The organism is Fibrella aestuarina BUZ 2, assembly GCF_000331105.1.
Classification (GTDB): Bacteria; Bacteroidota; Bacteroidia; order Cytophagales; family Spirosomataceae; genus Fibrella; species Fibrella aestuarina.
Genome location: NC_020054.1, coordinates 3,980,310 through 3,992,465, shown reverse-complemented (window position 1 = coordinate 3,992,465; position 12,156 = coordinate 3,980,310). Strand labels below are relative to the sequence as shown.

At 56.3% G+C, this 12,156-nt stretch carries 13 protein-coding genes and 3 tRNA genes; 6 read left to right on the top strand and 10 right to left on the bottom strand.

Annotated elements, in window-relative coordinates; translation table 11 throughout:
• From FAES_RS16175 to FAES_RS30080, 5 genes are all read right to left on the bottom strand, one after another.
• Entirely contained in the window at positions 1 to 765 is a 765-nt protein-coding gene (locus FAES_RS16175) for a hypothetical protein (protein ID WP_041257963.1), read from the bottom strand.
• Positions 762 to 1,073, bottom strand: a complete 312-nt coding sequence (locus tag FAES_RS16170) for a hypothetical protein (protein WP_015332316.1) — start codon at positions 1,071 to 1,073, stop codon at positions 762 to 764. The genes FAES_RS16175 and FAES_RS16170 overlap by 4 nt, the downstream gene beginning before the upstream one ends.
• Positions 1,070 to 1,243 (bottom strand): hypothetical protein, encoded by a 174-nt coding sequence (locus FAES_RS30405; protein ID WP_015332315.1) that lies wholly within the window; start codon positions 1,241 to 1,243, stop codon positions 1,070 to 1,072. The genes FAES_RS16170 and FAES_RS30405 overlap by 4 nt, the downstream gene beginning before the upstream one ends.
• Positions 1,240 to 1,746 (bottom strand): hypothetical protein, encoded by a 507-nt coding sequence (locus FAES_RS16165; protein WP_015332314.1) that lies wholly within the window; start codon positions 1,744 to 1,746, stop codon positions 1,240 to 1,242. Before FAES_RS16165 ends, FAES_RS30405 begins: the two co-directional genes overlap by 4 nt.
• Before the next feature lie 159 nt (positions 1,747 to 1,905).
• Entirely contained in the window at positions 1,906 to 2,199 is a 294-nt protein-coding gene (locus FAES_RS30080) for a hypothetical protein (protein ID WP_015332313.1), read from the bottom strand.
• A gap of 149 nt (positions 2,200 to 2,348) precedes the next feature.
• Between FAES_RS30080 and FAES_RS16155 the strand changes: the two genes are divergently transcribed.
• A complete protein-coding gene (locus FAES_RS16155) occupies positions 2,349 to 3,056 on the top strand; it encodes an XRE family transcriptional regulator (RefSeq protein WP_158408785.1) in 708 nt (235 codons plus the stop codon).
• A 119-nt stretch (positions 3,057 to 3,175) separates the two neighbouring features.
• Here the strand turns inward: FAES_RS16155 and FAES_RS16150 are convergent.
• Positions 3,176 to 3,257 (bottom strand) — tRNA-Leu (locus FAES_RS16150).
• Between the two features lie 150 nt (positions 3,258 to 3,407).
• Between FAES_RS16150 and FAES_RS16145 the strand changes: the two genes are divergently transcribed.
• Positions 3,408 to 3,809, top strand: coding sequence for a DUF3127 domain-containing protein (locus FAES_RS16145; protein ID WP_015332311.1), 402 nt, complete (start codon positions 3,408 to 3,410; stop codon positions 3,807 to 3,809).
• A gap of 101 nt (positions 3,810 to 3,910) precedes the next feature.
• Here the strand turns inward: FAES_RS16145 and FAES_RS29050 are convergent, their stop codons facing one another.
• Both FAES_RS29050 and FAES_RS16135 read right to left on the bottom strand, forming a co-directional pair.
• On the bottom strand, positions 3,911 to 6,847 hold the full coding sequence (locus FAES_RS29050; protein ID WP_015332310.1) for a PAS domain S-box protein: 2,937 nt from the start codon (positions 6,845 to 6,847) through the stop codon (positions 3,911 to 3,913).
• A gap of 401 nt (positions 6,848 to 7,248) precedes the next feature.
• A tRNA-Lys gene (locus tag FAES_RS16135) sits at positions 7,249 to 7,324 on the bottom strand.
• Positions 7,325 to 7,405: 81 nt separating this feature from the next.
• Between FAES_RS16135 and FAES_RS16130 the strand changes: the two genes are divergently transcribed.
• The 3 genes from FAES_RS16130 (at position 7,406) to FAES_RS16120 (ending at position 9,602) form a co-directional block, all read left to right on the top strand.
• Positions 7,406 to 8,140, top strand: a complete 735-nt coding sequence (locus FAES_RS16130) for a tetratricopeptide repeat protein (RefSeq protein ID WP_229364494.1) — start codon at positions 7,406 to 7,408, stop codon at positions 8,138 to 8,140.
• A gap of 23 nt (positions 8,141 to 8,163) precedes the next feature.
• Positions 8,164 to 9,480, top strand: a complete 1,317-nt coding sequence (locus FAES_RS16125; protein ID WP_015332308.1) for an MFS transporter — start codon at positions 8,164 to 8,166, stop codon at positions 9,478 to 9,480.
• Between the two features lie 47 nt (positions 9,481 to 9,527).
• Positions 9,528 to 9,602: transfer RNA gene (locus FAES_RS16120), tRNA-Val, on the top strand.
• 55 nt (positions 9,603 to 9,657) lie between these two features.
• Here the strand turns inward: FAES_RS16120 and FAES_RS16115 are convergent.
• Together FAES_RS16115 and FAES_RS16110 are read right to left on the bottom strand one after the other, a co-directional pair.
• On the bottom strand, positions 9,658 to 10,224 hold the full coding sequence (locus tag FAES_RS16115) for an RNA polymerase sigma factor (RefSeq protein WP_041257958.1): 567 nt from the start codon (positions 10,222 to 10,224) through the stop codon (positions 9,658 to 9,660).
• Positions 10,225 to 10,409: 185 nt separating this feature from the next.
• Entirely contained in the window at positions 10,410 to 11,207 is a 798-nt protein-coding gene (locus FAES_RS16110; RefSeq protein ID WP_015332306.1) for a hypothetical protein, read from the bottom strand.
• A 197-nt stretch (positions 11,208 to 11,404) separates the two neighbouring features.
• Here FAES_RS16110 and FAES_RS16105 point away from each other — a divergent pair, with 197 nt between their 5' ends.
• Positions 11,405 to 11,938, top strand: coding sequence for a hypothetical protein (locus FAES_RS16105; protein ID WP_148289379.1), 534 nt, complete (start codon positions 11,405 to 11,407; stop codon positions 11,936 to 11,938).
• Positions 11,939 to 12,156: the final 218 nt, after the last annotated feature.

The window sequence follows — 12,156 nt, the reverse complement described above, 5'->3', positions numbered from 1 at the left end:
TCAGACGGTGAGTTGAGCGATGACCCGCTGCATGGTCTCCCAGGCACTAGCAATCTGCAAGGCAATGGCCCGCCCTTCGTCGGTGCGCATCGTTTCCGGATCGGGTACGGTCGGCATCATTTGCCAGAACCGTTTCAGCGTTCCGATATCGGCGCGGTGATCGTCGAAAAACGAGTTGATCGCGGCGGCCTGCTGGGGGGCAATGTCTTCCAGCTTACACTTGGCCGTCTTTTCTTCCCAGTCCGCGGGCTCGCACCGCAGCCAGTGCACCGGAATTTTGTGACGCCCTTTTTTATAGACGTTCTCATCCGGTTGGTAGGCGAAACCATTGGCTTTGAGCAACGCATCGCGGTCCGAAAAAAGCCCCTGCTCCTTTTTTAGCAGGGCTACGTGTTCATCGGCCTGCCGGGCCGTAAACTCAGCCACGCGCGTTTTAAGCCGTTCTTCCAGCTGCTTGGCTGGAGTAACAAAGGCGACCTTCACCTTTTCGGCTTCGTCGATGGAGGCTTTGAAGGGAGCCAGGTAGGTATCAACGTTGGCATTGAAATCAAGCCGAAGCCGCCGCAAGGCCAGTCGCTGTTCGGTTACGTACGCTAACCCGTCGACCGATTCGATGGACACGTCCAACTTCTTGGCGGCCTCGGTCAACGCGCGCAGATCGGCGTTTTCGGCCACCATACCCGTGACGTGAACGCTCAAAACGGGTGGGGTGGCGGCGGGTAACGGTTTGGCGTCAAGGGCCGCCAGCGGAGCAGGTACGTTCATTGGAGGCGAGGGGGGACGGTGGGTTTTGGGGCTTGATTCGCCCCCGGATAAAACCATTCGCGTAAATCGCCTTCATGAAAGGCGAGCGTCGAGGCTCCTCGCTGACGGTAGGGTATACCACTGCTGGGGTCTTTGACCAGCCGCCGAATGTGATCAGCGGAATAGCCCGTGATTTCAATAGCCAGCTCGATGCCCCCCACCCGGTCGTGTTTCCGGAACTGGGCCAGCGCCTGCTCGGCCCCTTTCTGGGCCGCCTCCATAGCGATCGCAGAGACCTGATCGACGGTTAGAACAACTAGCTCACTCATCGTTTTTGGGGAATAGCGTTGACGTTGTAGGCCGCAAACGTTTTACAGGTGCCGTTACTGAGTTTGACCTTCACCAGCCCACTGGGGGTGAACTCGACGACTTCGCCCCTCAGCTTACCCGAGGGCGCCGTTACGCGCACTGGCGCGCCAATTACCAGTGTGCCAATCATAGCGCAAACTGAGGTTGAGGTTGCTGCTGCCGATTCGCGCGCGCCTGACGTACCTGGTGAATCATCGCCGCCCGTTGGGCGGAGCGACAGAACACGAATTGGGTGGGTGACCCTAATGGGTGCGATAGGCCCCCGCTCTTATGCTCGTAGGTAGCCCAGGCGATTTGCCGAAAAAGGGCATCCGTCAGCCGAATATCCTGATGCTCGAAGCGATCGATGCGGACCCAACCCGCCTCGCGTAGTTCCTGCAGCCACCGCAGGACGTTGCCCGGGCTCAGCACTTTGGCGTAGTCGGGGTGCGTGGGTGTCCCTGGCGACAGGGGAATGCAGGCGTAGACCTCGTCAAAGGTGACGGGTTGCAGCGTTAACCTCTGGCGGCAGGGCCGCCCCGCCGCGCGTGACACCGCCCGGCATACCGCCTCGAGTACGACCCGTTCGTAGAGTCGTTCGTTCGACCCCTTCAGATCGTCGGCGTAGAGAAACAATAGGCGCTCAATTCGCATGGTTGACAGGGTAAGTTGGTGGTGCCGACGCTACTGGCCCCGGCTTCGGGGCCAGTAATCGTGACTCTATCCACACCAGCTACTGATGGCCTCACCAGTAGCGTCGGCACCGAATGACAAGATCTATTGGGGTAGATCGAAAAGTACAATTGTACTTTTTTAGCTTTGAAGCGAAGGGGTTTCCGCGGCCGCATCGTCCAGCCGTTTGGCAACGCGGCTGCGTAACTGGTAGATGGTCGTCCGGCTGTGAATATTGAACTCCCGGCACAGTTGATCGACGACGGGCGTCATCATTGCCCCAGGCTGCGCAATCAATTCCTGATAGCGCTTGTAAATCTTCAATTCACGTTCTTCCCGCTCGATGACGTACGCCGTGCGCAGGTCGGGTTTCGTTGTCTCCTGCTGTACACCAGTATAGGGAGTCGCTAGATTAGATGCCGTTTGCTCATTCATCGTTCCAGTACCATATTTGTTTCTTGTACAGGGCTGTATCGTGTTCGATATTTCGCCTTGTATCGTGTTGCAATAATAGTATCGTAACACGATACAAGTCAAGTATTGCTCAACATTTTAATACAGCCGCTTATATGGTATTGGTTTTTATGACATTAGGTCAAAAATTATTTCAACTGCGCTCCGATCGTAATTGGTCACAGGAATACGTTGCCAACGAAATTGGCGTTAAGAAAGCGGCTGTATCAAAATACGAAAAGGACCACAACCGACCAGCACTCGATAAAATCAACCTGCTGGCCCGGTTATTCAATGTGTCGCAAAGTGAGCTTATGGATTTGGTGTCGTCAGAGGATACGGAGCCAGGGGTGCGCGAATTGACGATGGCAGAGGATACCACAGTACCTTACTCCCCCTACAACGCGCGCGAGCGCAGCAATGGGGGTAAGAACAACATGTGGGTGGTTGAAATTCGGGCGCAAGCGGGTTTTGTCCGGGGGTTCCCCAGTCGAACCTTTAATCATCAGATTCAACGCGTGAGTTTTCCCATGATCGCCGGGGAATGCTTCTGCTTCGAAGTAGAAGGCTTCTCCATGTACCCGCTTTACCTGCCCGGCTCGTTTGTCGTCTGCACCCTGCTTGAAAACCGGGAGTGGATGAAGAAGGGCAAGGCCTATGTTTTCCAGACCGACGACGGTATCGCCATCAAGCTGTTCGAGAGCTTTACTAACGAGGCCGTACAGCTCGCCTCTGAGAACCCGTCCTATAACCCGGTGGCGCCCATGCCCCTGACGGAGTTGCGACAGGTGTATCTGATCGAATACGTCATCGACCGCGACCACAATCGGCATCGCTAAGCCCAGCAACCACCCCCTTTCGCGGGGGTGGTTGACACATGTTTAAACCAATGCACAGGGCTTTAACGCAAAACAGCCGCCTACGAATGTCGTAAGCGGCTGATATTCACCGTCTAAGGTGACCACGAGTGGACTCGAACCACCATGCCTTGCAGCACCACCCCCTCAAGATGGCGTGTCTACCAATTTCACCACGTGGCCGTGTTTGATTGTGATGCAAAAGTAGGCGTTGCCGCGAATAAAGTCAACGTGAAAGGCCCAAATTTGGGCAAAATTTCGTAATTTCGATCAGTAAATGATAGCCCGGAGAATGGTTATCGACATCATACATTAACTGAAACAGAACGCATTATGGCACTCGAATTAGTCGGTAAACTCGTTAAAACAATGCCCGAAGTAACGGGTCAGGGGAAGAACGGCGCGTGGCAAAAACAGGAATTTGTGATCGAAACCTTCGATCAGTTCCCCAAGAAAGTGTGCCTTTCGCTCTGGGGTGATAAAGTAAACGACCTGAAACAGTATGCACCCGGCGACAGCCTGAAGGTGAGCCTGAATCTGGAATCGCGCGAGTACAACGACCGCTGGTATACCGAAGCGCGGGCGTGGCGCATCGAAGCCGCCGACGCCGCTGAAGGTGGTCAGCCGCAGGCCCAGGCCGCGCCGGCCGCAAGCCGCCCCCGAGCTGCGCAACCGACCGCCACGCCGTTCAACGCCTCTTTCGACGACGACAACTCCGGCGACCTGCCGTTTTAAATGTCCGGGCGGTTTGCTGCCGCGACGGATGACAACCAAAGGGCTGGCTGGCGCAACAATGAGCGCCAGCCAGCCCTTTCTGGTTTTAAGGTCTGTAGCGGTTAAGCTGGCAGATAAACGTAGAACGTGGCCCCGTTGCCCGGCTCACTGCTGGCGGTAATGCTGCCTCCGTGGTTCTGGATGACCCGCTCACAAATGGCGAGGCCAACGCCCGTACCGGGAAACTGACTTTTGCCATGGAGGCGCTGGAAGACCTGGAAGATACGGTCCAAGTGCTTGATATCGAAGCCGATGCCCTGATCGCTTACGCTGATCTGATGGTAATGTGATGCCGCTTTCGTGGGGCGAATGGTCTTTGAGAGCGCATCGGCACTCAGGCGGGCATACCTGATCTGGATGCGGGGTGCCTGGTTTGTCGGCGTGAACTTGATCGCATTGGACAGCAGGTTCTGAAACAACTGGCTTAGCTGTGATTCATCGCCATTGACCAGCGGCAGGTCATCTGCCTGGATCTGAGCACCTCGTTCATGAATCACCAGGGACAGGGTGTCGAGAGCGTTGTCGATTACCACGCCCAACGGGATGAGACCAAATACCTGCTGACGCGTGGCAATGCGGGAGTAAGTGAGCAAGTCTCTGATCAACATGGACATGCGGGCGCCCGCCGCCCCGATCCGTTGCAGCAGGTCATGCACCGACGTGTCCTGGGTATCGTCCAGTTGCTCCTTCAGTAAGGTCGAGAAGGATTGAATCTTGCGTAAGGGCTCCTGCAGGTCGTGGGAGGCGACGTAGGCAAACTGCTGTAAATTGTCGTTGGAGCGGACCAGATCCTGATTGACCTGCTGCAACTCGTGGGTACGTTCGGCCACACGATTTTCCAGATCGCTGGCCAGCTGCCGGTAGCGCTGTTCACTATCCGCCAGGGCCTGTTGCGCCTGAACCTGGCTGGTGACATCAATCGCAATATCCAGAACGGCATACACCTGCCCCGACTGGTCGAATAAAGGGCTGTAGGTGATGTTGTAATAATTGTCGGTCAGCACGCCCTGCCGAACGATCTTGACCAGCGCACCAGTAGTCTGGTAGGTTTTACCGGTGCGGTATACCTGATCCAGAATGGCCAGGAAAGGTTGATTCTCAGTCAGCAACTCCGGCATTACTTCCCGCAGGGGCCTGCCAGCAATAGCAGGGCCTTTTCCAACGATATCAATAAACGCCTGGTTGGGGAGTTCGATCACCAGATCAGGACCAACGAATAAACCCATTGCTGCCGGGGCTGACAGGATAACCGACCGAAGTTTTGCTTCGCTGGCTTCAATCGCCTGGCGAGCCAGCACTTGCTGGGTAACTTCATTGGCAATGACCATTACTCCTGAAACCGTCCCATCGGCAGTCCGGAGGGGGGCGTAGGTGTAGTCGAAATAGAACGTCTCCTGCTTACCCTGATGCATCAGCGTGGCCGCCGCACCATGGCCCATGTAGGGAATGCCCGTATTATACACGCTCAGGAGTATGTCCATGAAGCCCTGCCCTCTGAGTTCGGGTAAGGCTTCAGTCAGCGGAAGGCCGGTAATGGAGCTGTCTTTGCCCCACACTCGAAAGAGCTGTTCATTGGCCAGTTCAATACGCATATCCTGGCCCTTCAGCAAGCCGATGGCTAAGGGGGCCTGCTCGATGATACTGCGGAATCGCGCTTCGCTTTGTAACAGGGCCTGTTCGGCCTGCTTACGGTCATTAATGTCGACGCCTACGCCCACCCATTTGGAAATGTGGCCGGTTTTAGGATCCCTGAACGGCTCGCCAATGTTCAGAAACCAGCGGTACTCACCCGACGCCGACCGGTTGCGTTGCTCGACGGCAAAGCCCCTGCCTTGTTGCATGGCTTGTGCAAACGTAGCCATGAGTTTGGGGCTGTCTTCGGGGTGGATACTGTCAAGGGCTATCTGCGAGGTCGTGGTGAGTTCAAACGGGATACCGCAGTAATCGGTCCACCACTTGTTCAGAAACACGACATTCCCATTGGTATCGTTGATCCAGATGGCCTGGGGTAGCGTATCGGCCAGCAGACGAAACTGGTTTTCGCTTTCCCGGAGGGCTTCTTCCGCCTGAACCCGTTCGATAGCCAGCCAGATGAGCTCGGCGGTTTCCTGAACAAGGGCGATCTGGCTCTCGGAAAAAGGGTGGGGGCGTTCATAATGAACGAACAGGATGGCGGTCAACTGCCCATTTTTAATCAACGGCACATTCAGCGTAGCACCAAGTTGCAGCCCTGCATGCGCCTCTTTTTCCGAGTCGGTCAGGGTGGGGTCACCGGCGATGTCGGGGCGTACCAGCGTTTGCCCGGCCTGTAGGCTGGCCAATAGCGCCGGTCCGTAATCGTTGTACCGGTAAATACCCTCCAGGTTGCTGACGCCCCGCGTGTAATTGCGCCTTACGGCCACTAACTTGTCATCTGCCAGCGCCTCTGCGTAACCGACCCGGTTGGCTTCGAGCAGCTCGCCGAGCAGGCAGGCCGCTTCATACTGGATCTGGTATGAGTCGGTCAGGTTGCGCAGTCGATTGCTCAGGGTTAACAGGTAGATCTGGCGCGCTTTCGTTTCCTCGACGGCCTGCTGCGCGAGGACCTGCTGGGTAACTTCCTGCGCCACTCCGGCAAAGCGATAAACACGGCCATCCGGGTGGAAATAGCTTTTGCCCACAAACCGAACCCACCGCAACCGACCGTCGTCGGCCCCAAGAGTCCGGTAGGTAACATCGTACTGACCGCCTGAACGGACGTCCATAGACCAGGCGATGGCTTGCTCGACTCGGGTCAGGTCGTCCGGATGAATACAGGCCGCCGCTTTTTTGTAGGCCAGTTCAGCGTTGCTATCGCTGGTGATACCGAAAAATTGTCGACACCGCTGATCCCAGTTGACCAGTTGCGTGTCCGGGTCCAGTTCCCAAATGCCCAAACCAGCCGCTTCAAGCGCAAAATCGACATCGAGTTGTTGATTGAGGGCGTTTTTTGACTGGTTCGCTGGCTCGTGATGGGGCATGGGAAGTACTGGCAAACTGGCGGGTCTGGTGTTGAGTAAAGGGCTTAAATTAGTACATGTAAACCCTTTTTGGTGAGTGAACCTGGGCAAGAAAGGGCTACCTGTGGCGGCGAACAGCCATTTCTTATTAACTGGCTGGTGGGTGCGTGGCTGGCGACCGGGCTGAAAAGGCACCGTGCAGTGATCAACTGCCTGCCGGAATACGTACAATGCGCAAAACCGATAGGGCGGCTACATGTATCCCCGCACTTGGTTGCCTTCTGTAGTGGCGCAGGTGCAGTCTACGGATGTAAAACGGTCAGTACCGGCAACCTATTGGCCGGATTTAGGGAGTAGTGTCTGGCAGACCAAGCACAAAAAAAGTCCGCTGACCTGCATCAACGGACTGGGTTAATTTGAGGTGGTGATCCGGCTGGGATTCGAACCCAGGACCCATACATTAAAAGTGTATTGCTCTACCAGCTGAGCTACCAGATCGGCCTGATTCAGGTGCGGAACAAATGACCGTTTCCCGAATTGCGATGCAAAACTATTGCGTAAATTGGCCCAATGCAAGCCATGCACGTAAAAATATTCCTATTTCTGCTCAGTTTTCTGGCAGGTGGCTGGCCCTCAGTGGGATGGGCGCAACCGGCCTCGTTGACCGATCGGGTTCAGCGGGCCGACTCGCTGTTTCGACAGGGGCAGTGGCCCGAAGCGGCCCTGCTATATGAGTCGGCGATGGCGGCGGGGCAGCCGGCTACCGACCCCATGTTGCTCAAGCTGGCCCGCGCCTACGAGAAACAGGGCGACGTGGCCAAGGTGCTGTATTTTCTGCAAGTGTATTTCAAACGCCACCCCGACGAGGCCGTGCTGCGGAAGATGAACGACATTGCCCGCCTCAACAGCCTGGCAGGCTACGAAACCAGCGATCTAAATTATTTTTACCTCTTTTACCGCCAGTACGGCGTCTACCTGCTGCTGCTGCTGTTGCTGCTGGGGGCCTATGTGTTTAGCGTGCTGCTCATCAAAACCATTCGGCAGGAATCGACCTCCAACCGGCTGAAAACGCTCATTCTGGCGTACCTGGTCGTGTTGCTGATTTTTGTGAACCTGCCCGAAGGCTACGAGTCGGGGATTACCAACGCCAGCGCGGTGCTGCTCCGCACCGAACCCTCGGCGGCGGCCCCCGTGGCCCTCACGCTGGGGCGTGGTAACAAGGTAAATATCCTGAGCAGTACCGACATTTGGTGGCGTGTTTTTTATAACAACCGACTCTATTACGTCCGCAAAGACCGTTTGTGGATCATCTGAACCCTCTGCAACCTCCATCCTCTATGAAAAATGACCCCCGTGTTGTGCGCGCCTGGACGCTCTACGACTGGGCCAACTCGGTTCACTCGCTGGTGATCGTGTCGAGCATTTTCCCGGTTTACTTCTCCGCTACGGCGCTCAACGATTCGGGCGGGCCGGTGATCGACTTTCTGGGCATATCGATTAAAAACTCGGTACTGTTTTCCTACACCGTATCGGCGTCGATGCTGCTGGTTGCCTGCATCAGCCCCTTCAGCACGGCCCTGGCCGATTACAGCGGTAAGAAAAAGCGGTTCATGAAGTTTTTCTGCTATACGGGGTCACTCGCCTGTGCGCTGCTGTATTTCTTCACCCGCGACACCACCACCTTTGCCGTGTTCTGCTTTGCCTGGAGCCTGGTCGGCTGGGCGGGAAGTATCGTGTTCTACAACTCGTATCTGCCCGACATCGTCACCGAAGATCAGTTTGACCGGGTAAGTGCGCGCGGTTTTTCGATGGGCTACCTGGGTAGCGTGCTGCTGATGGTGGGTAACCTGCTGCTGATTCTGAAGCCCGACTGGTTTGGGGGCATCAGCAGCGCCATGGCCTCCCGCATTTCGTTCTTGACGGTGGGGCTGTGGTGGTTTGGCTTTGCTCAGATCCCGTTTCGGGTGCTGCCGGATGGGGTGAAAAAAGCGGGTCAGCAAACAGACGGCAACTGGCTGTTCAATGGCTTTCGGGAACTTCGGCTGGTGTTCAACCAACTGAAAACCCAGACGCTTACCAAGCGCTTTCTCATTGCCTTTTTCGTCTACAACATGGCCGTGCAGACGGTGATGTACGTTGCTACGCTCTTTGGCTCCGATGAACTGAAAATGGAAGGAAGCGCCCTGATTATTACGATCCTGCTGATTCAACTGGTGGCGATTCCGGGGGCCTACGCCTTCGCCCGGCTATCGGAGCGGATCGGGAACACCTACGCGCTGATGTGCCTGGTGGTGATCTGGATCGGCATCTGCGTGGCGGCCTACTACGTCACGACGCAGAATCAGTTCTTTATCGTAGCGGCCATCGTGGGGCTGGTGATGGGCGGCATTCAGTCGCTCTCGCGGTCGACCTATTCAAAATTGCTGCCGCAAACGACCGACACGGCTTCGTATTTCAGCTTTTACGATGTCTGCGAAAAGCTGTCGATCGTGTTCGGTACGTTTATTTACGGGTACGTTGAGCAACTGACGGGCAGCATGCGGAATAGTATCTTGGCCCTGTTGGGCCTGTTTATCATTGGGTTAGTGCTGCTGTACCGCATACCATCGCAAAAAGTCTACGGTCAGCCATTGGAAACACCCGAAGTTGCTTAATTTTGTGCGCCCGACCGGCTGCCAGCGCACCGACAAACGGGAAGCACAGGATGTTAGCTCAGTTGGTTCAGAGCGCCGCCTTGACAGGGCGGAGGTCAGCGGTTCGAGCCCGCTACGTCCTACCGAGAGTCCCCCACGGAAACCGCTTCACTGGCGGTTTTCGTCATTTAAGGTGGGTTAGTAGGCTACGTCGCACAGGCGCTTCACCCGGTCGCGTGAGCGTTTGAGGCGCATCTTCACGGCGCTTTCCTGAATCTTGAGCTGCGAGCCAATCTGCCGCACGTCGAGGCCATCCTGGTATTTGAGCCGCAGAATGCTGGCGTCCTGGCTCGAGATGCTGCTCATGGCTTTGCCCAGCTGTTGCAGGCTCGCTTCCAGCGTTTCGGCACCGTCGTCCTGGCGGAAGGTGGGGTATTCGTAGCTTTCGTCCAACTGGGCAACTGGCAGGCGTTTGGTCAGGCGCAGTTGGTCGAGCACGTAGTTGTAGGCAATCGAATACAGCCAGGTCGAAAAGGATGAGCGACCCTGGAATTTGTCCAGCCGGGAAAACATGCGGATGAAAATATCGTGGGCGTAATCCTGGGCCAGTTCGGCGTCGCGGGTCATTGACAGACAGCGCCGGTACACCTTCTGCTGGTAGCGGTTGTACAGCAACTCAAAACAATAGCTGGGTCGGGTCGTGAAGTAGTTCTGGATAACGAGTTCGTCGCTGAGAGTCTGCTTTGTTGACGGGATGGCGTACATGGGTTGGGGGCGGTTTCGCGTGTGCTTCGTGATTGATGACCCAAAGGTTGTCCCTCTATAAAGAATCATATGAAGCTTTTCGATAAACTGCAGGTATTGCCCGTTTTTTGGAAAAAATGGCGATTTATGGGCGGTAGCTGCCGATAATCGGTAAACGGCGAAACGTACCCCTCGGCGATCTCGGTCTAGTTGATGTTGATCCCGACGGTCAGGCCGAGCCAGGGCTGCTGACGGTACACCCAATAGCGGTTGTTGCGGTCGGCCAGGTTTTCGAAGCCAAGGGCCAGCCCCGCCGTCAGGCCCTTGTAGCCAACGATCGCCGCCAGCCCGTAATTAACGCCCAACGCTTCGTATTCGCCCGTAACCAGTCCGTCGGTGTTGAATTCATTGACCACCACTGGATTGATACTCACCAACGTACCCAGCCCAAAACTGAACGACTCCACGTCGGAACGCCGTTCGCCCCGAAAAAAGATGTTCCGGAATCGCCCCTGATCGTAGCGGATGCCGGTATACAGGCCGATGTTGGCATTGGTGGCCAGCTGCCCCGGCCGGGCGGCGGTGGGAAACCGGTACTTGAACGGAATGGTAAACAGGTCGATGTCGAACGAGGTCAGCTGATAATAAAACCAGGGGCTTTTCTCCTCGACGGTTTTGATGCGCGGGGTGTAGCTCAGAAACAGAACCGCCGTTGAGTCGGCCCGATCGAGCGTCTGCGGGTTCTGGTCGGCCGGGGCAAGCGTATGGGGCACAAAGCTGGCGAACAGCGTGTCGGCCCGTTTGTAGAGGGCCGCGCTGGCGGGCTGCTGCAATCGTTTGGCCTGTACGGAACCTTGCCGGTCGGCAACGTACAGGGTCTGGTTGGCCCGTACCCGGTAGATACGGTTCAGCTCCATGATGTCGGTGTGGGAACTGACACTGGCGCAGCCCGATAACAGGCCGGCCAGCGCCGTCGACGCGAAGAGTCGGAACGAGAAAAGCATACACAAACGAGCGCAAAAGAAGCGGCAAGTTCAGCAATACGGCCTAGATGGCAAGGCCTGGGCCGTTTCGACTGGCAGCCGCACGGCCGGATTGCGCGGGTTCATGGGCCGCTTTTTCCGGTTCATTGGCGTTGGCGTTTCGGACGAAAGCGCACCGGGCCAATTTTGGGGCTGTAAACAACAACCCCGTTATACGAATGAAAAAGCTCCTCTTTTGGCTGCTGTCGGTAGCAGCCCTCAGTACCAGTTGTAAACAAAACGCCGACGTGTTGCCCGGTGGCCACGTGGATACGCAGGCCGTCGGGAAATGGATGTATGGCTCGTTTGCCATGGCTGATTTCTGGTCGTACGATGGCACCTATCAGGGTAAGCCTTTCGAACTGGCGGTTGTCTTTGACTTTAAAGCCAACGGCACCTATGAGAAATACTTCGTGGCCTCGACCAACGACTACAGCAACTGCCGCACGCAGGCCTTTACCTACGAAAAAGGCAGCGTCAATTTCAACGAAGCCGACGGCTCCTTTACCACCACGCCCACCGAGGGCCACTATCGGGGCTTTTATGCCTGCGCGCCCAGCAAGAACATCGACCGGAAGATGGAGCGCTCCGAACTGAAGGCGCAGACGTATTACTACACCTTGCAAACCGGCAGCAGCGGCAAACCGACCATCGTGGTGCGCTTCAACCGGGGCGACACCAACGTCAGCACGTTCCTGCCCACGACCTGGTAGGCGTGATCGCCCGTTAAGTGAATCAGAAAACCGCCCTGGCGCCCGCCGGCGCGGTTTTTTGGCTTGGTGGCTACGTATGCGTGGGTGTTAAGCAAACGCCTTGACAACCCGCTAGCCCGCAAAAAAGGATTGCCAGCCGCCCGTATCCGGCTCCTTTTTTTCTGCGTTTGCCAGCGCAAAGCCATGCGACTAGCCCCATTCAGGCTAATCTTTGCAAA